The following is a 23,578-nucleotide window of genomic DNA, read 5'->3' as shown; positions in this document are numbered from 1 at the left end:
ACGATATAGATAGTATAAACTTTAACAAAAAAAAACTCTGTGATGAATATCACAGAGTTCAGATTGTTGACAAATGAATTTTCCCAAAATAAACTCACAAATTAAGTGAGGATTATTCAAGAAAATCTATTAAAATAGGGGTAAAAAGAGCAGTTTAGGTCCATTTTTACCTCTGTTTTCTATTTCTAGACTAGTAAAATACTATGGAAAAGTTAATTGTCTACAGCCTGAACTCTGTGATGAATATCACAGAGTTTTGAAGAATTTAGAGAGTGCATCTGGATTAGGGATGATAATTTGTTTATTTTCATAGATAATAAGTTCTTTTTGGATGAGTAACTTAAGGGCTCTAGAAACAGTTTCTCTATAAGAACCTAAAAGGTCTGCCAGTGAAGTGACAGTAATTGAAAAATTAATTTTAATTCCTTTTTCACAAGGCACACCGTAATCCTTGCCGAGCTTCCATAATTTAGCAGCTATTTTTTTCTCTATTTTAATGATAGAAGTAGCATTCTTGAGCTGACGGTAGAGGCGTCTAACGCGCTTTGTTAAAGCATTCATAACATTTTGAGTGAGTATGAAATCCTTTTTCATCAGTTCAATGAAGTCGTTCTTATAGAAGATTAACATTTTACATGGGGAAAGTGTCTGACAATTAATAGAAGCAGGTAGGTCTTCAAAAATAACTTCATTTAAAAGGGTACCATTGTCTTCAATAAAAATAATTTTATTTTGGCCATTACTATTTGTTTTATAGAGGCTAGCTGTACCGGAAAGTAAAATGTAAAAACAGTGAACTTTATCTTTATCATAAAAAACATGATGCCCAGCAGGAAACTGATCAATCAGTCCTTTTTCGGCAAGGGCTGTTAATGTTTGAGGTGCGACATTTTTAAAAAGTGGAATTTCACTTAGAATGGGCATTAAGCTATTGTCCATATATAACCTCCTAAAAATGGAATTGTTAAGTATTTAGCATAAAATAAGTGCATGAACATATAATGATTAAATTTTGAACGAAATACTAACAGCTTTTTTTAATATAGCATTAGTATGTGAGTAATATAAAAAAATATGAAAAAATAGGTAGCGTGAGTTTTATCACGGAAGGAATGTAGCCTACATAATATACTAAGTTCAAAAGCAACACGTATTGATTTGATGAAAAAAGTGTTAATTAATTAACTAACGAACGGAGTGTAAACAATGGGCTATAAAATAGATGTGAACAATTTTAATAAAGCTTTAAGTGAGTTATCACAAACTTATAGTATTTATGCACCTAAAGTATTTAAAGGTCAAGGAACATATTCAGATACTGACCGCGTACGTTATGGTGAAATTACAAGTGTAGAGGAAATTGAATTTGAGGCAAAATCAGAATTTTCATATAAAGAAATTTTAACACCAATCTCAGATACACTCTTCTATTTTACAGAAGACGAAGTAAAAGAAGCAGATGGTCCTAAAAAAGGCGCAATTATTTTCCTTCGCAGCTGTGATCTTCATGCTGTAAAGCGTATGGATGATATTTATCTTAATAATGGATTTGAAGATTTCTACTATAAAAGAATTCGTGAAAAAACTAAGTTCATTTTAATGGGCTGCACAAAAAGTTTCGAGAGCTGTTTCTGTGTAGATATGGGTACAAATACAGCATCTAACTACGATGCCTATATTAAAGTAGATGGCGATATGGTTTATCTTGCAGGGGAAATGCCTGAACTTATGATGCGTCTTGAAGAAGCAACTGAAACAAAAGTAGAACCAGAATTCGTAAAAGAAAATAAAACACATGTCAATATTCCAGAAAACCTTTCATTAGACGTAATGGATAGTACAATGTGGAATGAATACAATGAACGTTGTATCGCTTGTGGGAGATGCAACTTCGTCTGTCCAACATGTACATGCTTCACAATGCAAGACGTATTCTATGAAGGTTCTGACCGCAAAAAAACAGGTGAACGTCGCCGTGTATGGGCTTCTTGCCAAGTAAATGGTTACACAGATATGGCAGGTGGTCATAGCTTTAGAGGGGACAAAGGGCAACGTATGCGTTTCAAAGTGATGCACAAAGTACATGACTACAAAAAACGTTTTGGTTACCACATGTGTGTAGGATGTGGACGCTGTGATGATATTTGTCCTGAATACATTTCATTCTCAAACTGTATTAATAAATTAGCGGATGCTATGGAGGAGGTAAACAAATAATGAAAAACGAATATATTCCTTTCTTATCAGAAATTAAAGAGGTTATTAAACACACTGAAATTGAATATACTTTCCGTATGCATTTTGAAGGAGATGTAAAACCTGGTCAATTCTTCGAGGTTTCTCTTCCTAAATATGGTGAAGCACCAATCTCTGTAAGTGGTATCGGTGAAAATACAGTTGACCTTACAATTCGTAAGGTTGGGAAAGTAACAAATGAGATTTTTGAAAAATATGTAGGTGACAAGCTCTTTTTAAGAGGACCTTACGGAAATGGTTTTGACCTTGAAAACTACAAAGGACATGAAGTTGTAGTTGTAGCAGGTGGAACAGGTCTTTCTCCAGTAAGAGGGATTGTACAGCACTTTGGAAATCATCCAGAAGATGCAAAAGGATTTACTTTAATTGCTGGTTTCAAAAGCCCAGAAGATATTTTATTCAAAGATGACCTTAAAGCTTGGGAAAACAATATGAACATGATTGTATCTGTTGATAATGCACCAGAAGGTTATGAGGGACCAACAGGACTTGTTACAAAATATATCCCAGACCTTGAGATTAAAGATTTAAGTGATGTACAAGTTGTAGTAGTAGGCCCACCAATTATGATGAAATTCACAGTACAAGAATTCTTAAAACGTGGTATCAAAGAAGAAAATATTTGGATTTCACAAGAACGTAAAATGTGCTGTGGAATCGGTAAATGTGGTCACTGTAAAATTGATGACACATACATCTGTTTAGATGGTCCAGTATTTAATTATACAAAAGGAAAATTATTAAGAGACTAAGAGGTGGTAAGTGATGGATATTAATACAAAGAAACTTAAAAAGAATGCCTTCAGGGTAACAAAAGTAAGAGGTATCACAGCTTCACGTGTTAGAGTACCAGGTGGACTTATTACAGCTGATCTCTTAGGAAAAGTACAAGAAATTGCTGAGAAATACGGTAATGGGCAAGTGCATATCACAACAAGACAAGGTTTCGAAATTCTTGGAATTAAAATGGAAGATGTTGATAAAGTAAATGAATTGTTACAACCAATTATTGCTGAGCTCGATATCAATCAAGAAGTACCAGGTAAAGGATACACAGCAGCTGGAACACGTAACGTATCGGCTTGTATCGGAAACAAAGTCTGTCCATTTGCAAACTACAATACAACAAACTTTGCAAAACGTATTGAAAAAGCTATTTTCCCAAATGACCTTCACTTTAAAATTGCTTTAACAGGATGTCAAAATGACTGTATTAAAGCAAGAATGCATGACTTCGGAATCATTGGGATGACAAAACCTCAATATGACCCTGCAAGATGCGTTTCTTGTGGAGCTTGTGTAAAAGGATGTAAATCTCGCTCAGTAGACTGCTTATCTGCTAAAAACTACCGTGTAGAAAGAAATGCAGAAAAATGTGTAGGATGTGGTGTATGTATTAACGCATGTCCAACAGGTGCATGGACTAGAAGTGAGAAAAAATACTATCGTCTTGCAATCATGGGACGTACAGGTAAGAAAAATCCTAGACTTGCAGAAGACTGGATTGTATGGGCTGATGAAGATTCTATCGTAAAAATCATTACAAACACATATAAATACGTAACAGAATATATCGCAAAAGATGCGCCAGGTGGAAAAGAGCATATCGGATATATCGTAGACCGTACAGGATTTATGGAATTCAAAAAATGGGCACTTGAAGGCGTAGAGCTAGATGAAGATGCTGTAATTAAAGAAAATGTATATTGGAGCGGACTCCACTATTAAGAAAGCAGCGTGCCTAACGCTATTTCAAACACGTAGCGGTAAAAGAAAAGTTAATCAGTGACTTTGAAAGTATAAGGAAGTGCTGTGAAACTAGTTAAATAGTTTCACAGCACTTCTTTTGTATATTAATAAATAGTTTTAAAGTGAAGGAGTGTGACAAAATGACAGATGTTGTTTTAGAGGTTAGAGGACTTACAAAACGTTTTAAAAAGCATACAGCTGTAAATGATGTAACCTTTAATGTACGACGTGGTGAAATTATGGGTTTCTTAGGGCCTAATGGCGCAGGAAAGACGACTGTAATTCGCATGATTACAGGACTTATGAAGCCAGATGAAGGTGAAGTGAATATCTGCGGCATTAATGTGCAAAAGGACTTTGAGCGTGCCATTAAAAATATAGGGGCGGTAGTAGAGACACCTCATTTATATGAATATATGACAGGTAAAGAGAACATCAAATTATTTGCAGCTTTATATAGAAATAATGATGCACAAAAGGTACAAGAAATTATTAAACTTTCTGGTCTTGAGAATAAATTAGAACAGAAGGTGAAGGATTATTCATTAGGAATGAAGCAGCGACTTGGGCTTGCGGTAGCGTTACTCAGTGAGCCAAGCTTGCTTATTTTGGATGAACCTACAAATGGATTGGACCCAGCCAGCATTCGTGCTTTGCGAGATTTTTTGAAACAGTATGCTCATGAAAAAGGTTGCAGTATTTTAATTTCAAGCCATATTTTATCAGAGATGCAGCTTTTATGTGATAGTGTGACCATTATTTGTGATGGGACTATAAGAGCGGTAGAAGATATGGAAAATATCAAGGACCAAGAGACCTTAGAAGACTTATTTATTGAAAAAACTGGCGGAGGTAATATTTTATGAGAGACTACATGCATTTAGCCAAATGGGAATTTTATAAACTGATGAAGTTACCGCTTGCAAAGATTTTATTAGGGATTTTAGTGGTGATTATGATAGGGATTACAGCTTCAGAATTTATAGCTTATAGAGAAGATATAGCGTATACAGAAAGTAATCCACAGGCACCAGATGAAATGAATAATATGATGATTGAGCGAGAGAAATTCCTACTTACACAAGCCCAATCTTATGAAGAAGACCCTTATTATACACCAATTCAAAAAGAAGCAATCCGCCGACGTATTGCTATTGCAGAATATAAGATTGAACATAATCTTGTACGTGGTATTTACAAGGATATGTGGTATTTCTTTAGTGATAATATGTTTAAATTGGTAAGCCTTATCGTTACATTGTTTGCAGGAATTGTAGGCGCATTTTGCTTAGCAGGTGAATATAGTCAGCGTACATTAACGCCAATGCTTCTTTTACCATATAAGCGTAAGAAGATTTTAACAGCCAAGTATATGGCAACATTTATGTATGCGGCATTAAGCTTAGGTATCATCATTGTATTAGGTATTTTATCAGGGATGATTGTTTATGGATTCAAAGGAGCAGGCAGCAGCGTTGTATTATATGGCGCTAGTGGCCCATATGCTATGGCAACAGGTGTTTATTCATTGCTTGTTGTATGCTTTAAAATTGTAGAAATTATTGTGATGGTGTTCATTGCTTTTATGATTGCAGCACTTTCTAAGTCATCAGCACTTGCAACGATTATTACAGCTTTAACATTAGGTATTTTAATGCCACTTTCGCTCTTTGCAGCAAGTTATGATGATATATGGCAGTATACGCCGTTTTTAAGCTGGGATTTTAGAAAGTTCTTAGAGTTTGGGAGCGTGATGCCAAGTGTTGAGAATTTCTTCCAAAATAATGTGGCAGCTAATGTGGGGCCTATGTTGGCAGGCATTATTGTTGTGGCATATTGTACATTATTTGGTGCAATCACTTTTTATGTTTTTTGCAAGAAAGATATGAAATAAAAAAATGTTATAAAATAGATTAGCTAGGCATTGGGGCACTATGCGTCTACATCTTCTATAATCTGTGATACTTTAAGCTTGATAAGCGTATCAACAGATTGTGCTGAAGGTAGCACGCGTAGTGCCTCAGTGTCTAGCTATATTTTTGTTATTAGAGGAAAAAAGTAAAGGTTAATTGTATTTAGGGTTAATGGCAATTAGGCGTGCATAGTAGTCACGGAAGTAAGGCTCATGTTTGTAGTAATCCTTAAAATACTTCATGGTTTGACTGATATCTATATTCCAACCAGGCTCTTGAAGGCGTTTATACCAATAGAGGACATCGTTGAGAAGTCGTAACTTTTCTTGCTGGATATATTTGGAGTTAAGTCCACGTTGCCCAAAATAATAGAGGATATCTAAGTAATCTTTAATCATAAATTTACCCCAGTTATAAGACTGGCCAGGTGCTTGGGCAGAAACAAGATAGGGCCTATTAATAACGACAAACCAAGGGTTGAGTTCAAGGATGCTATAGACAAGATACATATGATTAATAGCTGTAGTTAAAAATTTTTGGGGTTCCTTAATTTTATTGAAATAAGACTTCTCTAAAATAAGTGCAGACATACCTGTGACACCATGTGTAGCAGTGGCTAAAAATTCGTTCATGCCTTGTTTAAGAACAACACTATCACTGGACTTGATACAATTTATGAAAAAAATGGCGCATTGCAAATGACTCTGAATGATAGATTTAATAGACTGTAAGCTATTATTTGAAAAGTAATCATCATCGCCATGAAGTAAACAATATTTGCCGGAGGATTTTTCTATCACTTTATAGATATTAAAATCTGCACCAATATTAGAGTCATTGCGAAGATATGTGAGGTTGGTATATTTGTTTTTAAAAGCCATAACCACTGACTCAGTTTGGTCAGGAGAATCATTATTGATGATAAGTACTTCGAAATCGGGGTCATTTCCTATTTGCGTGTATATTATTTCTAAGTTTTTAGCCAGAGTAGCCGCTCTGTTGTAAGTAGGGATGCCAATAGTGATTAAAGGGCTGGGGTTCAATGCAATCACTGTCCTTATATGCTTCTACGATATAATATGTCACAGTATAAAATAAAGTGAGGACATATTAGAAAATTCAGAGGCATATTGACAAGTCTAAATAAGGAGTGTATGATGTGTACTAGGTGATGTAGTACACTTATCACACTTTGATAAAATGATAAAAAGCTTAAGGAGGTGAAGCAGATGTTTAGTATTGACCCAAGAGACCCTAGAGCTTTATATGAACAGATTATTGACCACATGAAGGAGCAGGTTTTAAAAGGGGTTTTAAAGCCTGGTGATCAAGTACCTTCTGTAAGACAGCTAGCGGGAATGCTTACAATTAATGCAAATACTGTTATGAAGGCTTATGGTGAATTAGAAAGACAGCATATTATTGAAACAATTCGTGGTAGAGGGACATTTATTGCACAGCTTCCAGAGAAAACAATCAATGAAGGCCAGCTTATGACAATTCGCAAGGAGCTTAAAAGTAGCTGTTTAGCCATGCACTACATGGGATTAAGTAAAGAAGATGTTTTAGGAGAAGTGAGTCGCATTTATGATGAACTCACCAAGGAGGGATAAAATGATACAGATTAATCATGTTAGTAAAAGCTTCGGTAGTCACAAAGTTTTAGACGATGTATCCATACATATTAAACCAGGAACGATTTATGGCATTATTGGTGAAAATGGTGCAGGCAAAAGTACACTGATTCAGTGTCTTGTAGGAATCTATGAGCCTACAGAAGGGGAAATTTTAATAGAAGAAAGACCTATTTATGAAAATAATGAAGTGAAAAAGCAAATGGCATATGTGGCTGACCGCAACCAATTCTTTCCACAATATACAGTGAAAAAGATGGTGGCACTTTTTAAAGAGATTTATCCAAACTTTGAAGAAGCTAAGTTTCACAAGTATAATGAAATCTTCGGCTTAAAATTAAATACAAAGGTAAAGAATCTTTCAAAAGGGATGCAAATGCGTTTATCAATTATGCTCAACTTAGCTACAAATCCTAAGATACTTGTATTGGATGAGCCTACATCGGGACTTGACGCGCTTGCTAAAAAAGATGTACTTGATTTGCTTATTGAAATAGTAGATGAGACAGGAATGACCGTAGTGATTTCATCACATCACTTAGCAGAGCTTGAACGTATCTGTGATGAGATGACGATGATTTATGAGGGGAAAGTTGTTTACCAATCTTCTGTAGAAGAACTTAAGAATAAAGTGCGTAAATTACAAGTTGTATTTAATGGCAAAGTACCAGAAGGGTTAAGTCTTCTTGAAGGGATACTTTCAGTCGATCATATTGGAAGTGTGTATTACATTGTAACTAAAGAATATAGCGAAAACCTTGTGAGTAAGCTGAAAGATATGGGTGCAAGCCTTATTGAACCAATAGGCTTAAATCTTGAAGAAGTCTTTATTTACACAGCTAAAGCAAAGCAACAAGAAGAAAGGAGAAACGCTTAATGAAAAATCTAAAGGCACTTATTAAAATAGAACGTACACCAGCTTTAGTCATGAGCCTCTACTTTTTACTCTTAAATGTTACAGTTATGATTGCCATGGTGGGAAATATAAATACGAGCTGGAAATATTATTTAGCAAGAGGGATTGCTGGTTTTGACGAGTGGCATATAGCCAATAATATTTATCCAATGACGCTTATGTTACTTCTAGGTTATGGCGTAGGCATGTTTGTTCTTGTCTATTTGCAGTTTAGAAAAGATAAAAGTATAGAAATTAGCCGTTTTATAAAAGCACTGCCTTATACAAATGGCCAAAGAGGGGCTGTGAAAATCGGTTTAGGGATTTTAAGTTTTACCATTCCTTTTATCATTTATGTCCTTATGTTTTTAATGGTAAGAAGTTATGCCATGAATATGTTTAGTGAAATATTAAGGGTAACAGCATTTGAAGAAATTTCAACTTATTTAAATCGTCCTGGAGTATATTTAAGCTTTATGGGGATTACATATGTAAGGATGATAGTGATTTATCTCGTCTTTGTGATGTGTGAATATTTAATGAGCCATAATATTGGCAGTTTAATTGTAGCGGTATTATCAGCAGCAGCCCCTATTTATCTCTATATAAGTAATATGTATGATGTAGCTTATACAAGTGCAATGACAAAGATAGGGGATTGGCTTTATAAAGTTTATATTGATTATACAGAGTGGAGTGACATTGAAATTGCAGGTGCTAATGGATGGGATAACATCCGTTATATAGTGACAGAAGATGGCAGTATGGTACTTCTTATTTACTTAGCACTGATTGTAATTTGTAGTTTGGTCATTATGATGCAGATTAAAAAACAGCGCATTGAAAATGCAGATATATTTATGCCAGGAAAGGTGACACGTTATGTTTTCATAGCGGGTGTAGCCGTATGTAGTGCATGCTTAGTACGTGATATTGGACGTATTGTATTAAATCAAATTGTATTTGGTTATTCAAAGATTATTTTATATCCATTCTTAGCAGTTGGTTTAATTTTAGGTGGATTGATTGCGATGAAGATTGCCTGTATTGGGATGCAAAGAAAGAAGGAGGTGTAGCAATGAAAAAGAAAGGATTATTACTAGGCCTTTGTATAAGCTGCTCACTTACAATGTTTACAGGGTGCGTGAATACAGAAAGTCTTTCAAAGGAGATTGTGGTGCAAGGAGCCAACAAGGAGCATATTGCCTATGCCTTAGAAGACTGGAAAAATTTAATGAGTGAAATTGATGTTTTACGTATGTACAGTGGTGGCACAGAGATATGGATTAATGATAGTACTTATGATGATATCAATAAAAGTACGTATGTAGGGGAAGATAGAAGCTATATATGGATACAAGACGTTGAGAGTGAAGCTGGGGAAAAGGCGATTCAATATATTGCACGTCATACAGGTGACGACATTTATGAAGCATTTGAAGCAGCGAAGCAGCTAGAAGAAGATGAAGATGCCCAGGTGAAGATTATAGAAGCATCAAGAAAGATGATGACTAAGACATTAGGTGACTATAGTATAATTTTCATAAAGGATGAAGGAAAACTTGGTTTATATATAATGCATGAGCCTTTTATTTTAAAACAAGAAGTCGACCAAGACTTTATCAATCAATTTAAAACAGATGGCTTTTTATTAAAGGCTTTTTCACAGGGAGCTGAGGAGAATGTTATTGAAATAGGCACACCAAGTTTTATGATTAGAACTTATGGGGCAATGCTATATAATAGTACAAGTTACTATCAGTTCTTTAGAAATGCCAATAATGAACTGACTAAAACACGTATGGTCATCAATACTTATGCAAACAACGGTATTTACAAGGAAGAATTTGCACCTTTAGAAAAAGTCATTACTTATTTAGGTGGAGAAGAAAGTTTAAATGCAGCTATTCAAGATGAAGTAAGTCAAATTCTTCAAGGAGAATCTGAAGGTAAGGTGCTTAAAAGTGGTGATTTAAAATGTACGATTAAGAAACATGATGGTACAATTTACCAAGAAAAGCTTATTGAGATTATCGTTGAGTAAAAGAAGCATGTATTTAGTGAGAGTATTTGGAGAGATATGTGCGTGTTAATAGAGTAAATAGGATATGAAGATTAAGCGCAATTAATCCTTTTACGATAGAAGAAATACAAAAGAGAAGAAATACAAAAGAGAAGAAATACAAAAGCTAAGAAAAGAATATATGTGTTAAAAAAGGAGCAGCTACAATGATATAAGTAGCTACTCCTTTTTGATAGAGGAGAGGAAATTTTATTGCCCAGCAGTTTCTTCGAGCTGATTGAAAATGGCAGTAACGCCTTTGTGCCAGTTAGGGTCTTCCGCATATTTTTGATTGAGCCATTTGATAGGGTCTGCATCAGGTGGACACCCCTTACTTAAGTTGATAATGGTACGGGCAGCAATAAGGGATGTATCTTCAATATCCGTATTAAAGTCTTCCCAGCTACCGTATACATTAAAGGGGTTATTAGCAATTTTGAGCGCATGCTTATTGGTCTGAGGTACAAAACCTTGTTCTTGACCTGTAATAGCGAACATTAAGAGCGGATTAATATTATATTGCATAGCAGCATCTATAATCGTGCTGAAGTAAGGCTCCTGTGCCAAAAGAGAATGACGCCCTAAGAGCCATTCTTTAAGGGCTGTTTGATTAATCTCTTTATATTGCAGATGAGGCATTAAATAGTCTGCTTCAGGAATAAGAAATGTAAGCGGCGCCTCTGTAACGGCAGGTGACACAGGCGGAGTTATTTCTTGAGGTACAGGCTTTAGGCTTGTAATAAGCAGTATGGTAGAAGCTGCAATGCAGAGTGTACTTACGGTGAAAATCATTTTTTTGTAGGACACGCTAGTAGCATTTGAACAGGAGGGTGACTCGGCTTCTTCCTCTAAAGACTCTAAACAAGTTTCAGAAGGTGAGACCTCTAGAGGAGGTGGTGAGGTTAAGGGAAGCGTTTCATCATTAGAACATAGGGCATGGGGGAATAAGATAGAGGTGATTTCTTCTGAAGAAATTAATTTCCCTGTGGTTTCACTGAGCCATAGTGTTAAAGGTGTTAAAGGTGTTAAATCATCTGCACCGCATTTTGTAAGTGCGGTATAAGATGAGATGACATCATGGGCATTAATAGAAAAGTCCTGCTTTTGCAGGGCAGTTCTTAGAAGGTCATGTACCAAGGAAGTTTTAAGGCTCTCCTCAAAGGAGGAAAGATTAGTATATAAGATGCGTTTCATAGCTTTTGCAAGTAAATCCGCTTGCTCCTTAGAGGAAGCCTCAGGATATTTATGGGCAATAGCACTTCTTAAGCTGACAATATTTTCAGCATAAAGTATTTGTTCAGATTTTAAAGCATCAATGGACAAGGCCATATGTATTCCTCCTTTCAGGAAAAGTCATGTATTTATTTAAAGATGTATTTATTTAAAGATGTATTTATTTAAGTAGGGGAAGTTTCAGTCTTTCTTGTCATAAAAAGTGCAAGTAAAATAGCAAGTAAACCGCTACTTAATTTAGCTACAATCATAGCAGGTAATAGATGTGGTGCGACATCTGCTGCATACCCTAAATGGGCAGCAAAAACAGCAATGCTACTGACGAAGAAGGCGGTACTCACCACTTTGCCGCGTGGGTTCATTTCTTCAAAGAGTTTAAATACAGGCAAGACGCTGATACATGAAAAGAGTATGCCACCAATAGAAGCAGCATTTAAGCCTAAGGCTTGGCCAAGTTTTTCAAAAGGCTTTCTTAAAATATTTAAGAGGAGCGTCATCAGCGGTAAGCTACCTAATAAAACAATACAAATACTAGAGACTGTTTCCATACAGCTCATAATAGTTGGCATATTAGGAATGATTTCAATGCCAGTAAGATATGTAAAGGCAGCAAGAGCAAGTCCTAAGGTCGTAATCATTTTAATACCCTTGCCAAAGATGTTAAATCCCTTGACCATCTGCTTTTGCTTAAAAATAAGACCTAGCATGAGTAAACTGGCAATTAAAATAATAGGAATGCAGTTCATTAAAATGACTGTAAGTGGAAGCTTCATTAAGAGTCCACCAATAATAGCACCTACAGGAATAGGAATAAGCCCCATAAGCAAACCTTTTGCAAAATAAGGATGATCCTTCTCAGGAATGAGGTTAAGGCCTACAGGAATAGTAAAAACAATAGTTGCACCTAACATTGTAGAAACAATAAGCCCTGAAAAAAGCCCCACCTCAGGATTTTCAGCTAAAGAGAGCGCCAACGGATAGCCGCCCATATCAATGGCTAAGATGCTAGCAAACATGGCAGGATCAGCACCTAATAAATGAAAAAGTGGCACGATAAGAGGCTTTAAAAGCTCTGCAAGCAAAGGGGCTAAACAGATAATGCCAACCATACTTAGCGCAGTAGGCCCCAGACACATGAAACCTTCTTCAAATTTTTCACCCAGCCCAAACTTATTGCCTAACATACAATCCAGGGCACCAATTAAAACACCAATTGCCATAATAAACATGAGTATATCATTAAGTGACATAGTAAGAATAACCTCCAGTAATAAACTAGTAAATCATAAATCATTAGCCTTAATTTTAACAAAAATAAATAAGTCTGACAATCATTCTGACAATTATAAGGTATATAGGACAAGTATACGAAATATAATGTGGAGAGTAAAAAAAAGGGGGAATAGATTATGTGGACAAGAGAAGAGCTTAAAACAAGGGCAAAAGCTGTTTTAAGCAAGAATTATTGGCAAGCTTTCGCTGTAGCTTTAGTTGTTTGTTTGATTGGGACAGAAGGGGGAGGCGGTGGAAGTAGTGCACGTGGGGCACAACAAAATACCCATTATTATGGAGATGTAGACGCACACTTTTTAGTAGGTACGTTTCTTATAGCAACAATAATTGGCTTAGTTATTTTATGCATCCGTCTATTTGTAGGTTATATGATAGAAGTAGGTGGCAGAAGATTCTTCATTAAAGCAGCACAAGGTGAATCTAATATGAGCTATTTAGGTTCATCCTTTAATCGCAATGATTATTGGGATGTCTTTAAAAGTATGCTTTATCGCGATGTACTTACATTCTTATGGACATTGCTTTTAATTATTCCGGGCATTATCAAAGGATATGCTTATCGTATGGTACCTTACATATTAGCTGATAACCCTAATATTGGTTATAAACGTGCTGTGGAATTAAGTAATGCCATGACGATGAACCAGAAATTTGATATTTTTGTATTAGATTTATCTTTTATAGGATGGTACTTGTTAGGAACGATTGCTTTGGGAGTAGGCGTGCTTTTTGTAAAGCCTTATGATTATTCAACCAATGGCGAACTTTATTTGAAATTAAGAGAGCAGGCACTTGAAAAAGGAATTTGTTCCTATGAAGAATTGAATTTACAAGCAGAATAATAGTAAAAATGGTTAAAAATAGCACTACATGTTTTTAAATGTAGTGCTATTTTTATAAAAAAATAATGAAAACGGTTGCACAAATTGTTTTCTTATGCTAATATAAAATTACAAACAAGCAAGAAAACAAAAGGGAAAAAAATAATTCTAAATTTTTTTGCCCAACTATGCAAGCGGTTTCATAAAATGTTAATTTTGAAATCAAGACAAATTAATTTTAGGAGTGAAGAAAGATGACAAAAGCGACAAAAAAATCAAAACTCTTTTCTTTTGACTTTTGGCAAAAGTTTGGAAAGGCTCTTTTAGTAGTAATTGCTGTTATGCCAGCAGCAGGGATTATGATCTCTATTGCAAAATTATTAGGGATGTATGTTGATGTAAGCTTTGTTCAAGTCATTGCCCGTGTTATGGAAGACATTGGATGGGCGATTATTGGGAACCTACATATCTTATTTGCAGTAGCAATTGGTGGGTCTTGGGCTAAAGATCGTGCCGGTGGTGCATTTGCAGCACTTCTTTCATTTATACTTATTAACCGTATTACTGGTGCTATTTTTGGGGTATCTTCAGATATGCTTGCAGAAGGCACAGCAACAGTAAATAGTTTATTAGGTGCACCGATGGCAGTAGGTGACTACTTCACTTCTATTTTAGGTTCACCAGCATTAAATATGGGTGTATTCGTAGGAATTATTTCAGGTTTCTTAGGCGCAGTACTTTATAACAAATATTACAACTTTGATAAATTACCATCAGCATTAGCATTCTTTAATGGGAAACGTTTTGTACCATTCGTAGTTATTTTAGGCTCAACTGTGACAGCCGTTATCGTATCTATTGTATGGCCATTTATTCAAAGTGGATTAAATAGCTTTGGGATGTGGATTGCAACTTCACAAGACACAGCACCAGTACTTGCACCATTTGTTTTTGGTTGCTTAGAAAGACTTTTATTACCATTTGGACTTCATCATATGTTAACTGTTCCTATGAACTATACAGAATTAGGTGGCGTTTACACCATGCTTACAGGTTCAGCAGCAGGACAAGTTGTAGCAGGACAAGATCCATTATGGCTTGCTTGGATTACAGACCTTAACAACTTAAAAGCAGCTGGAGATATGGCAGCTTATAATGAACTTTTAACAACAGTTACACCAGCACGTTTTAAAGTAGGACAAGTTATACTTTCAACAGCTTCACTTATCGGTATTGCATTTGCAATGTACAAAAATGTAGAACCAGAAAGAAAAGCAAAATACAAAACAATCTTCTTATCAGCAGCACTTGCAGTATTCTTAACAGGTGTATCTGAACCAATTGAATTCATGTTTATGTTTGTTTCACCAGTTTTATATGTAGTTTATGCAGTAATTACTGGAATCGGTTTCGCGCTAGCAGATGTTTTAAGTCTTAGAGTACATGCTTTTGGATTTATTGAATTTGTAACAAGAGTACCAATGATGTTAAGTGCAGGACTTGGTACAGATATTATTAACTTCATTTTAACATGTGTTGCATTCTTTGGTCTTAACTTCGGTGTGTTTAACTTCTTAATCAAAAAATTAGGTATTGCAACACCAGGACGTAAAGGCAACTATATTGATGAAGAAAATGAAGCAGATACAAGTGCAGCTAAAGCATCTGGCAACGAACAAGTAGAAGAAATTATTAAGCTTTTAGGTGGTAGAGAAAATATTGTAGATGTAGATGCTTGTATGACAAGATTACGTGTTACAGTAAAAAATACAGATAAAGTAGGCACACAAGAAGCTTGGAAACAAAATGGTGCACTTGGTCTTATCTTAAAAGATAAAGGTGTACAAGCGATTTATGGACCAAAAGCAGATGTTCTTAAATCACATATTCAAGATGCACTTGGTGCATAAGGTTAGAGGAGCAAGATATGAAATTATTAACTTTAAACTGTCATTCTTGGCAGGAAGCTAATCAACTAGATAAAATCAATGATTTAGCCAAAGCAATTTACGAAAATGAATATGATGTGATTGCCCTTCAGGAAGTAAGTCAGCATATGTTAGGCAAACAGTTTAAAGGGCAACTCAAAAAAGATAATTATGTAGTCGTGCTACAAGAAGCACTTCACAATTTAGGTGCATGTGATTATGAGGCAGTGTGGGACTTTTCACATATAGGATTTCAAGTTTATGAAGAAGGCTTATGCCTTCTTTCTAAACATCCTATTGTAGAGAAGGAAAGCTTCTTTGTGAGTCAGACACATGATACTTTAAACTGGAAAGCTAGACGTATTGTGAGGGCAACTGTTAATTATAAGGGAGAATATATTGATTTTTATAGCTGTCATCTAGGCTGGTGGGAAGATGAAGATGAACCAGCAAAAATGCAGTTAGACTATTTAAATAGTCGTTTATCTACAAATAGACGCAGTTTTTTATTAGGCGACTTTAATAATAATGCCCATTTAGAAGGTAAAGGCTATGACTATATTAAAACATTAGGCTGGCTAGATACTTATGAAATGGCACAGGAAAAAGATGAAGGCAATACAGTTAAAGGGAAAATAGATGGTTGGGCAGAGAATGTAAGCGATTTACGGTTAGATTATATTTTTACAACACAGAGAGTCCCTGTTGTCTCTTCAAAAGTGATTTTTAATGGTAAAAATAAACCTGTTATTTCAGACCATTATGGGATAGAAGTAGCATTAGCATTATAAGGAGATATGAAGATGTATTATATTGGTATAGATTTAGGCGGAACAACGATTAAAGCAGGTCTAGTAAATGAAGCTTATGAGATTACCCATGAATTAAGCATTCCTACGCAAAATCAGCGTCAGGCAGAGGAAATCATTAAAGATATGGCAGGACTTTGTAAAGACTTAATGGCAGCTGCCCATATCAATGAAACAGAGGTACATAGTGTCGGGATTGGATGCCCAGGACTTGTAGAAGTTCAAAGTGGGAAAGTTTTATCTTCTAGTAACTTGAATTTTGAAAATGTACCTGTAAGGGAGATTTTTAAGAAGTACATGGATTTTGAGGTATATATTGAAAATGATGCCAACTGTGCAGCTTTAGGAGAAGTGATGGCAGGTGTGGCAAAAGGTGCTCAGTCAGCACTTATGATTACTTTTGGAACTGGCGTTGGCGGCGGTATTGTTTTAGATGGAAAGATTTATAGAGGTGCCTTCTGCGGTGCAGGGGAAATCGGACATCAAGTGATTAACTTCCATGAAACAGAAAGCTGTGGATGCGGGAGAAAAGGTTGTTATGAACAATATGCTTCAGCAACTGCTTTAGTAAGATATGCCAAAGAGGCGGCTAAGGAAAATCCACAAAGCTTAATGCTAGAATACGCAGAAAATAAGGCAATCGAAAATATTAACGGCAAGGTTATATTTGAAGCAGCTCATAATGGGGATGCAGTAGCCTTAGAAGTATTGGATGGATATTATAAACTTATTGCCCACGGCGCAGCGAATCTTATCAATATATTAGAACCAGAAATGCTTGTGTTAGGCGGAGGAATCAGCGGACAAGGCGAGTATATTGTAGCGCCTATTACGAAATACATTTCACAGCAGATGTATGGAGGACTCAATTTAAAAACACAGATTAAGGCAGCTACATTAGGTAATGACGCAGGAATCATTGGTGCAGCTTTATTAGGAAAGAGTAATGCATAAGGATTAGATTAAAAAGGCTTACATGGTAAAAATTACATGTAAGCCTTTTTGCTTTGAAAAATAAATGTTTTAAATGTATAAAGTATGAAAGATTAGATAGCGTGTTTTGGTGTTTATGGAAAAATACAGTAAAACATGCTAAGGTAAAGGAGAGTAGGTAAAAGGAGGAGGCAATATGAAAAATATAAAACCGATTTTATTTGCAGGAATGATGAGCCTGTTAGCAAGCAGTGTACAGGCGGCAGACAATAGCCCAAATGTGTATTTAAATGGGACAGTAGCTAAAGAAGTAGTACCTATTATGCGAAATGGCAGTACATTAGTACCGCTTAAGGCAGTCAGTAGTCTATTAGGTGCAACAACGCATTGGGATAGTAAGAATAAGCAGGTAACTGTTATAAAGGGAGAGACCATAAACACCTTAACGATTAATGAAAAGGTGGCGCACAAGCAAGAAGGGGCGATTCAAACAATTGTTCAACTTGCGGCGCCAGCAATTGTTGAAAATGGTGCAACTTATGTGCCACTACGTTATATTGCAGAAAGCTTAGATGTGAAGGTAGATTGGGTCAGTCAGTCACAAAGTGTCTACTTAGGAGAAGGGATTAATTACAAAGGTAAAACCATTCATTTAGGAAGTGATTTAGAGGAGATTAAGAAATCGCTAGGTGATCCGGACTTAAGTTTATCTGATGGGGAATATGATTTGCTCTTTTATACAAAAGATGCAGACGAGACAATGATTTTTTATATGTTAGATAATGAACTGACAGGCTTTTGTACCAATGCAAGGAGCTTTGCTTTTAGAAACTATACATACAATGCAGCAGCTACAATAGAGGATAAAAAGATTGTGGCAATCAAAGACCAGATGAACAATCATAACATTGTGGCATTAGGATATAATATAAGAAGTAACACAGGAAATAGTACAAGCAGTGCCTTTCTTAAAGCTAATGAAAGAGTGGTTGTAGCGCTTACAAATGGTTTTCGTGCCCATAATGGGGTAGAAGCATTAAATTATAATGAGCAGATAGCAACTATTGCACGTAGTCATTCTAAGGATATGGCAACTGCTAATTATTTTAACCACACAAATCTTCAAGGTGTATCAGCCAGTGAACGCCTAACAAATGGCGGCATCAACTGGAAAAGCTGTGCTGAAAATATTGCAGCTGGTATGGGGCTTGGGATAGAAGCGTATGGCCAGTGGCTCAATTCAGCAGGGCATAGAGAAAATATGCTCAAACAAACAGGGGATATTGGTGTGGGCGCTGCGTATAGCAGTTCAAGTACATATGGGTATTACTATACTCAAAATTTTGCCAAAGTAAGGTAAGAGGGGCATAAAAATAGGGTCGCTAGACACTTGGGCACTGCTGGGGTACACTATCAACAAATTGTTCCGAGGGTACCTCCATCAGTGCCCAAGTGTCTAGCTATTTTTATGATACATCTGGGAAGAAAGAGGTAAAGCTCACTTTGCTCGGACTGGATGCTTGAAAATGCTTTGTAGGGAGTGCCAGCAGTATCAATTTAGTACGAGAAATGACTTTAACTTTCTTTGAAGTTCGCCCCATGTTTTAGGATCATCTTTTATCTCTAGGTCAGAAAGTCCACTAATACTTTTATCAACCTTCTCAACACAATCTTTCCACTTTTTATTTGTGTCAACTAAATCTATTGGTTCATGGCAGATAAATGAGCAATCATTTCAGCTTTTAAATGCGGAGAAGTATCAACTACTTCTATATCAGTATTTATTAAAAGCTTTTCTAACATAGGAATAATTACTCTATTTTGGAAGTTTAATTGCCTTGAATCCTTTTTTACATACTTATTAACAAGTCTTATATAATGTTCATAAGAAAAATGATTATCATAAGCAGTGGAAACATGTTCATCTAATTTGTTTTTATTCATAATAAGGTTCTCCTTAAATTCTAACTTTTGGTTTTGTTCATCATCGGTAGTAGGTTTGAGATTAAGAGTTGATAAATTGTATTTAGTGGCTAGGCGGGTGTAGATTTGGTAGATGGATTCATCCAGGTCTTTTGGGGCTTGTTTTTGTGTGGGTTCAATGGAGGTCATGAGGTTGGTGAGCATAGCGGTTTTAATGTTTTCCATGGCTTGAGGCTAGTATCATTGTTTTAGGCCTGTACTGGAATGCTTGTGCACTGCGAGTTACATTGGCTGATGAAGTGTGCGTAGAAAGATTATAAAGCTGCATGAAATCACTTCCTTATTAGAAATTAAATTACAGTATAAGTATCGGCAAGAAGAAGATAAGGTTTCAAGACAGTTTGGAAATAAAAGATAATGATGAGAAAATTTTAAAAAGTAGTTGAAATATAAAAAATTAAATGCTAAAATACTACACATAGAGCAATGGAGCTTATATCCATTGCTCTTTTTTGCGTGATGGAAAAGCTCTATTCTTGCCTGTAAATGTTAAGAGATGAAAAGGAGAGATATGATGAGGATAAAGAAATTATTAAAAGCATTACCTGTATATGTTTTATCAGCCATGATTGTTTTTTGCAGCCCGGCTAATTTTGCAAAGGATATTATAAGCTATGAGCGTTTAGAGCAGCCTAAGGTAGCTTATACATTTCAAAAGGATGAATTAGCCGTTGTAAATTTCAAGCCTACCTGGGGAGATAAAGCTGCTAATATTGAGAAGATGAAAGCTTACATAGAAGAAGCAGCTGCAAAAAATGTTAAAATCCTTGTGTTTCCTGAAATGTGTGTGACAGGCTATGCTGCTTCAAGTAATCCGGAAGAAGAAGCTTATAAGATGCCTATTGCATTAGCAGAATCAAAACATGGCCCAACGGGACAGATTTTTGCTAAACTTGCTAAGGAAAAAGGCATGTGGATTATATATGGTGGGACTGAAACCATTGAGGGGGATAGAACACATGCATATAACTCTGCCTTTGTATGTTCGCCAGATGGCGAAGTAGCAACTTATCAAAAGATTACACCTGTAGAAGGCAGCTGGTGTAAGCCTGGCGAAACACCATTATTAGTGGATGCAGGAGCATATGGCCTTTTAGGCATTAGCATTTGTTATGACACTTATGCCACACCGGAACTTGAAAGATATTATGCAGCAAAGGGATGTAATATCTTGATTAACCCTACAGCCACCTCTAGGTCGTATAAAGATATAGATGGAGATAAAGTTGCAGATGATATTGGTTGGGAGTGGTACTACAAAGATAGACTGGAAAGCATTGCGTCTCGTGATGGTCTGACAATTTTAAGCGCCAACCTTGTAGGTCCGGATGGCCCAGTGGAAGAAGATGGCACCAAAGCGTATAACTTCCCAGGTGGTAGTGTCATTATGAATGGTAGCTTTAATGGTACCCAGTATTATGCAGGCACCACAAAGGAAGAAGTTGCAGTAGGCACAAGTCATGATATTGTAACCGGTGTGGAAGGCCTACTTACGAATAACAGTGAAGTGAAAACAGCAACAGGTTCCACCTGTAATAATCAAGATTTTAATGTAGAATACTATGCAAAATGGTATGACACATTAGCGGATAAGATGGAAGACGGGGAAACATTATCTTATAGCTATAAAGAACATGAGGGCCCCATAGCTGCTGTCGTAAATATGGCTGGCGTATGGGGAGATAAAGAAGCCAATGTCCAGAAAATGATTACATATATAGAAGAAGCCGCTAAGCAAAATGTAGAGTTTTTGGTATTTCCTGAAACCGTGCTAACAGGTTATGAATATCAAGATCCACTTACAGATTCACTCTTAGAGACAGACAAGCCGATGCAAGTGGCACTAGCTGAAACCGTGCCGGGCGTTACCACAAAGCGTCTTGCAGAATATGCAAAGAAGTATAATATGTACATTATATTTGGGATGCCAGAAAAAGAAGAAGAGCCAATGTATGAAGATGGCGTAGAAAAAGTTTACAATTCAGCCGCTATTTTATATCCAGATGGCACGATTGATTCTTATCAAAAAATGCACCGTGCAGGCGATGAAAGCCTTTGGTCTGTAAGAGGTGAAACACCTAAAATCATTGAAACGAAATGGGGTAAATTTGGCATTGATATATGTAGAGATGGTCACTTTTATCCAGAACTAGGCAGATATTATGCTGCATTAGGCTGCAATACATTAATCCATCCGACAGCTACTACAGGTAACCCATGGTATAGAGAAACAAGAATAGGTTCTTACACAGATAGAGATAATATGGCAGCGATTACTTGTAATCTTTTAGGCCCAGATGGGAGTTATAATGAAGAAACAGGACAGTGGTCAGGCGGCATTTTTAATAGTACGAGCCTTATTATCACTAAGTATCATGATGCAGAAGGCAATACAAGTTTCGATGAGACAACAGGTTATGCCATTGACTTAAATGGCACAGGCTCAGCTTCAGAAGGGTTTGACGAAAGAGGCACAAGTCCAGAAGGCTTAGAAATTGCCAAGATGGATTTATCAGGCACAGGATTTAGAATCACTAACTTCAACCCAAGATTATTCTCTAAAATGTATGACGAATTAGCTGTATTATATAGGAAAGATTATGAGTCTATTTATGCAGCAGAAGAAAGCGAACAATAAAGATATAGAAGTGCAAAAGGCATAAGTTATGTAATTTACATAACCTATGCCTTATTTACTTGGAGCTTTTAAAGTAAATAAGAATGATAGGCTTTAGTGATATTGGTGAAGATGACGATAAATAAAGAGAGTATTAAAGAATGGAAGAAAATTAATAAATCAATACAGCAGTAAAAATTTTATATTTTTAAAGGAAACGAGTTTAGAGCATTTATATCAGATATTAGAAGATGATGAACTGATTTGTTATCGCAAACCTACTAATGAAAAGATTTATATAGATGCTAGAAGAATTGTAGAGGAATTAGTGAAACAGATTATGGATAAAAAGGGGCTGATTGAGGAGGATATGCTGTCTAGGAACTTAAGCAGCCTACGCCGAAAAATTCCTATGGAAATCTATGAAAAGTTTAATCAGATGCGTATTGTGGGAAATAGTTATGCGCATTTTACAGAAGACATTACATTACAAGAGCCTGTAGAAATATTGGAGAGTTTGCATGAGTGTTTAATCTGGTATGTAAAGACATGGGAAGGTGTCACTTGCGCAGAACTGGCATTTCAAATGCCAGCCCTTATGAGTGAAGCACAGGATAAGGAAAGAGAAGCACGTATTAATCGAATTAAGGAAGTTTATGAAAAAGAAAGTGCCAAACTGAAAAAAGAGCATGAAGAAGCACAAAATAATTTAAGACGTACACGCTCAAATGAAGGAAATATTAAAGGCTTATTCAGACTTAAAAAATAGAGAAGCATAAAAAATTGTTTAAGTGATAGGGAAAATCATTTTTCGTGACATATATAAGGGTATAAGAAGCATATAAAGTGAAGATAAAACCAGAAAGCTTACTTTTTAATCCCAATACCAAGTGCTGGAACCTTGACAGGGGAAGCAGGAGGTAGCCGGCTGCGAGGATGCATGAATGGTAAAAAGTAGCTTATGCAGGCTTATAATAAGAAATAATAAGCTCAGAGATAACCTAAGATAACAGGTACCTAAACATGAAGTAATCAAAGGTTATGGCCTCCCACCATCGAGCTTCCTCAAAATCAAGATTAGATACAAATATAGCTGAAGCAAGGCATCCTGGATTACTGGGAGGCAGTCTAGGTATGACTTATGAAAGCTATATTTTTAAATAAGAAAGATTAGAGAAAGTAAGAAGGCTGAGAGAAAGAAAAGGCGTAAATGATACAGTGAAGATTGTATCATTTACGCCTTTTTGCATGAGTAGAGTTATGAAGTATTGTTGAAAACATTAAATTTGCCAAGTTATATGGCAGGGTGTGCAATAGAAGCATGTATATAAATTATTTGACTCATATATTGTGAATATTTTAAATGTTTGATATTAATGTTGCGGATATGTCAATAATATAGAGAAACCAACTAAAACCTTGAAATATACATGTAGGTAAATTGGTTTCTCC

General features: G+C 35.9%; 21 protein-coding genes and 1 pseudogene. 16 read left to right on the top strand and 6 right to left on the bottom strand.

Features of this window, described 5'->3' with window-relative positions; genetic code table 11:
- Positions 1-246: 246 nt before the first annotated feature.
- Entirely contained in the window at positions 247-939 is a 693-nt protein-coding gene (locus AC1VAQ_RS16260) for a Crp/Fnr family transcriptional regulator (RefSeq protein ID WP_302598179.1), read from the bottom strand.
- Between the two features lie 267 nt (positions 940-1,206).
- On the opposite strand from AC1VAQ_RS16260, the gene asrA reads away from it, so the two are divergent.
- The 5 genes from asrA (at position 1,207) to AC1VAQ_RS16235 (ending at position 5,899) form a co-directional block, all read left to right on the top strand.
- A complete protein-coding gene (gene asrA, locus AC1VAQ_RS16255) occupies positions 1,207-2,217 on the top strand; it encodes an anaerobic sulfite reductase subunit AsrA (protein ID WP_302598178.1) in 1,011 nt (336 codons plus the stop codon).
- Complete coding sequence (asrB, locus tag AC1VAQ_RS16250; RefSeq protein WP_334306959.1) at positions 2,214-3,008, top strand: anaerobic sulfite reductase subunit AsrB; 795 nt, start codon at positions 2,214-2,216, stop codon at positions 3,006-3,008. The genes asrA and asrB overlap by 4 nt, the downstream gene beginning before the upstream one ends.
- A gap of 13 nt (positions 3,009-3,021) precedes the next feature.
- Complete coding sequence (gene asrC / locus AC1VAQ_RS16245; RefSeq protein WP_302598176.1) at positions 3,022-3,984, top strand: sulfite reductase subunit C; 963 nt, start codon at positions 3,022-3,024, stop codon at positions 3,982-3,984.
- 161 nt (positions 3,985-4,145) lie between these two features.
- On the top strand, positions 4,146-4,871 hold the full coding sequence (locus AC1VAQ_RS16240) for an ABC transporter ATP-binding protein (protein ID WP_479904187.1): 726 nt from the start codon (positions 4,146-4,148) through the stop codon (positions 4,869-4,871).
- Positions 4,868-5,899, top strand: coding sequence for an ABC transporter permease (locus tag AC1VAQ_RS16235; protein WP_303244132.1), 1,032 nt, complete (start codon positions 4,868-4,870; stop codon positions 5,897-5,899). The genes AC1VAQ_RS16240 and AC1VAQ_RS16235 overlap by 4 nt, the downstream gene beginning before the upstream one ends.
- 171 nt (positions 5,900-6,070) lie before the next feature.
- Here AC1VAQ_RS16235 and AC1VAQ_RS16230 read toward each other — a convergent pair whose 3' ends face one another.
- Both AC1VAQ_RS16230 and AC1VAQ_RS16225 read right to left on the bottom strand, forming a co-directional pair.
- On the bottom strand, positions 6,071-6,550 hold the full coding sequence (locus AC1VAQ_RS16230) for a hypothetical protein (protein ID WP_479904190.1): 480 nt from the start codon (positions 6,548-6,550) through the stop codon (positions 6,071-6,073).
- Positions 6,551-6,607: 57 nt separating this feature from the next.
- Positions 6,608-6,970, bottom strand: a pseudogene (locus tag AC1VAQ_RS16225) (glycosyltransferase family 2 protein); the annotation flags it as partial.
- A 177-nt stretch (positions 6,971-7,147) separates the two neighbouring features.
- Between AC1VAQ_RS16225 and AC1VAQ_RS16220 the strand changes: the two are divergent.
- Genes AC1VAQ_RS16220 through AC1VAQ_RS16205 form a run of 4 tightly spaced genes read left to right on the top strand, consistent with a single transcriptional unit; the run spans position 7,148 to position 10,491 of the window.
- On the top strand, positions 7,148-7,531 hold the full coding sequence (locus AC1VAQ_RS16220) for a GntR family transcriptional regulator (protein ID WP_302598171.1): 384 nt from the start codon (positions 7,148-7,150) through the stop codon (positions 7,529-7,531).
- Between the two features lies 1 nt (position 7,532).
- Positions 7,533-8,429: an ABC transporter ATP-binding protein gene (locus AC1VAQ_RS16215; RefSeq protein WP_302598170.1), complete on the top strand. Its 897-nt coding sequence runs from the start codon at positions 7,533-7,535 to the stop codon at positions 8,427-8,429.
- Positions 8,429-9,523, top strand: coding sequence for a hypothetical protein (locus tag AC1VAQ_RS16210; RefSeq protein WP_302598169.1), 1,095 nt, complete (start codon positions 8,429-8,431; stop codon positions 9,521-9,523). The genes AC1VAQ_RS16215 and AC1VAQ_RS16210 overlap by 1 nt, the downstream gene beginning before the upstream one ends.
- Before the next feature lie 2 nt (positions 9,524-9,525).
- The gene (locus AC1VAQ_RS16205; RefSeq protein ID WP_302598168.1) at positions 9,526-10,491 is read left to right on the top strand and encodes a hypothetical protein; all 966 of its coding nucleotides are present in this window, start codon (positions 9,526-9,528) and stop codon (positions 10,489-10,491) included.
- A gap of 228 nt (positions 10,492-10,719) precedes the next feature.
- Here AC1VAQ_RS16205 and AC1VAQ_RS16200 read toward each other — a convergent pair whose 3' ends face one another.
- The gene (locus AC1VAQ_RS16200) at positions 10,720-11,838 is read right to left on the bottom strand and encodes a hypothetical protein (RefSeq protein WP_302598167.1); all 1,119 of its coding nucleotides are present in this window, start codon (positions 11,836-11,838) and stop codon (positions 10,720-10,722) included.
- 68 nt (positions 11,839-11,906) lie between these two features.
- Positions 11,907-12,992: an ethanolamine utilization protein EutH gene (locus AC1VAQ_RS16195; protein WP_302598166.1), complete on the bottom strand. Its 1,086-nt coding sequence runs from the start codon at positions 12,990-12,992 to the stop codon at positions 11,907-11,909.
- 159 nt (positions 12,993-13,151) lie between these two features.
- Between AC1VAQ_RS16195 and AC1VAQ_RS16190 the strand changes: the two genes are divergently transcribed.
- From AC1VAQ_RS16190 to AC1VAQ_RS16170, 5 genes are all read left to right on the top strand, one after another.
- Positions 13,152-13,877, top strand: a complete 726-nt coding sequence (locus AC1VAQ_RS16190; protein ID WP_302598165.1) for a DUF975 family protein — start codon at positions 13,152-13,154, stop codon at positions 13,875-13,877.
- Between the two features lie 233 nt (positions 13,878-14,110).
- Positions 14,111-15,766 (top strand): PTS transporter subunit IIBC, encoded by a 1,656-nt coding sequence (locus AC1VAQ_RS16185; RefSeq protein WP_302598163.1) that lies wholly within the window; start codon positions 14,111-14,113, stop codon positions 15,764-15,766.
- 17 nt (positions 15,767-15,783) lie between these two features.
- Complete coding sequence (locus AC1VAQ_RS16180; protein ID WP_302598161.1) at positions 15,784-16,575, top strand: endonuclease/exonuclease/phosphatase family protein; 792 nt, start codon at positions 15,784-15,786, stop codon at positions 16,573-16,575.
- A 12-nt stretch (positions 16,576-16,587) separates the two neighbouring features.
- Positions 16,588-17,547 (top strand): ROK family protein, encoded by a 960-nt coding sequence (locus AC1VAQ_RS16175; RefSeq protein WP_479904186.1) that lies wholly within the window; start codon positions 16,588-16,590, stop codon positions 17,545-17,547.
- Positions 17,548-17,722: 175 nt separating this feature from the next.
- Positions 17,723-18,886: a stalk domain-containing protein gene (locus AC1VAQ_RS16170; protein ID WP_302598157.1), complete on the top strand. Its 1,164-nt coding sequence runs from the start codon at positions 17,723-17,725 to the stop codon at positions 18,884-18,886.
- 341 nt (positions 18,887-19,227) lie between these two features.
- Here the strand turns inward: AC1VAQ_RS16170 and AC1VAQ_RS16165 are convergent, their stop codons facing one another.
- Positions 19,228-19,674 carry a hypothetical protein gene (locus AC1VAQ_RS16165; protein ID WP_479904185.1) on the bottom strand — a complete coding sequence of 149 codons (447 nt, stop codon included), beginning with the start codon at positions 19,672-19,674 and terminating at the stop codon, positions 19,228-19,230.
- 349 nt (positions 19,675-20,023) lie between these two features.
- Between AC1VAQ_RS16165 and AC1VAQ_RS16160 the strand changes: the two genes are divergently transcribed.
- Positions 20,024-22,147: a carbon-nitrogen hydrolase family protein gene (locus tag AC1VAQ_RS16160; RefSeq protein WP_302598154.1), complete on the top strand. Its 2,124-nt coding sequence runs from the start codon at positions 20,024-20,026 to the stop codon at positions 22,145-22,147.
- 121 nt (positions 22,148-22,268) lie between these two features.
- Complete coding sequence (locus AC1VAQ_RS16155) at positions 22,269-22,895, top strand: DUF4145 domain-containing protein (protein WP_479904189.1); 627 nt, start codon at positions 22,269-22,271, stop codon at positions 22,893-22,895.
- Positions 22,896-23,578: the final 683 nt, after the last annotated feature.

The organism is Cellulosilyticum sp., assembly GCF_982396655.1.
Note: the sequence above shows the minus strand (reverse complement) of the source record. Positions and strands in the feature narration are given on the sequence as shown.

Excerpts from the sequence above, each read along its gene's own strand:
- AC1VAQ_RS16180 (WP_302598161.1), top strand. The coding sequence starts at position 15,784 with ATGAAATTATTAACTTTAAACTGTCATTCTTGGCAGGAAGCTAATCAA.
- asrA (WP_302598178.1), top strand. The coding sequence starts at position 1,207 with ATGGGCTATAAAATAGATGTGAACAATTTTAATAAAGCTTTAAGTGAG.
- AC1VAQ_RS16220 (WP_302598171.1), top strand. The coding sequence starts at position 7,148 with ATGTTTAGTATTGACCCAAGAGACCCTAGAGCTTTATATGAACAGATT.
- AC1VAQ_RS16160 (WP_302598154.1), top strand. The coding sequence starts at position 20,024 with ATGAGGATAAAGAAATTATTAAAAGCATTACCTGTATATGTTTTATCA.
- AC1VAQ_RS16195 (WP_302598166.1), bottom strand. The coding sequence starts at position 12,992 with ATGTCACTTAATGATATACTCATGTTTATTATGGCAATTGGTGTTTTA.
- AC1VAQ_RS16235 (WP_303244132.1), top strand. The coding sequence starts at position 4,868 with ATGAGAGACTACATGCATTTAGCCAAATGGGAATTTTATAAACTGATG.
- AC1VAQ_RS16205 (WP_302598168.1), top strand. The coding sequence starts at position 9,526 with ATGAAAAAGAAAGGATTATTACTAGGCCTTTGTATAAGCTGCTCACTT.
- AC1VAQ_RS16200 (WP_302598167.1), bottom strand. The coding sequence starts at position 11,838 with ATGGCCTTGTCCATTGATGCTTTAAAATCTGAACAAATACTTTATGCT.
- AC1VAQ_RS16215 (WP_302598170.1), top strand. The coding sequence starts at position 7,533 with ATGATACAGATTAATCATGTTAGTAAAAGCTTCGGTAGTCACAAAGTT.
- AC1VAQ_RS16190 (WP_302598165.1), top strand. The coding sequence starts at position 13,152 with ATGTGGACAAGAGAAGAGCTTAAAACAAGGGCAAAAGCTGTTTTAAGC.
- AC1VAQ_RS16210 (WP_302598169.1), top strand. The coding sequence starts at position 8,429 with ATGAAAAATCTAAAGGCACTTATTAAAATAGAACGTACACCAGCTTTA.
- AC1VAQ_RS16230 (WP_479904190.1), bottom strand. The coding sequence starts at position 6,550 with ATGAACGAATTTTTAGCCACTGCTACACATGGTGTCACAGGTATGTCT.
- AC1VAQ_RS16260 (WP_302598179.1), bottom strand. The coding sequence starts at position 939 with ATGGACAATAGCTTAATGCCCATTCTAAGTGAAATTCCACTTTTTAAA.
- AC1VAQ_RS16170 (WP_302598157.1), top strand. The coding sequence starts at position 17,723 with ATGAAAAATATAAAACCGATTTTATTTGCAGGAATGATGAGCCTGTTA.
- AC1VAQ_RS16240 (WP_479904187.1), top strand. The coding sequence starts at position 4,146 with ATGACAGATGTTGTTTTAGAGGTTAGAGGACTTACAAAACGTTTTAAA.
- AC1VAQ_RS16165 (WP_479904185.1), bottom strand. The coding sequence starts at position 19,674 with ATGGAAAACATTAAAACCGCTATGCTCACCAACCTCATGACCTCCATT.
- AC1VAQ_RS16185 (WP_302598163.1), top strand. The coding sequence starts at position 14,111 with ATGACAAAAGCGACAAAAAAATCAAAACTCTTTTCTTTTGACTTTTGG.
- asrC (WP_302598176.1), top strand. The coding sequence starts at position 3,022 with ATGGATATTAATACAAAGAAACTTAAAAAGAATGCCTTCAGGGTAACA.
- AC1VAQ_RS16175 (WP_479904186.1), top strand. The coding sequence starts at position 16,588 with ATGTATTATATTGGTATAGATTTAGGCGGAACAACGATTAAAGCAGGT.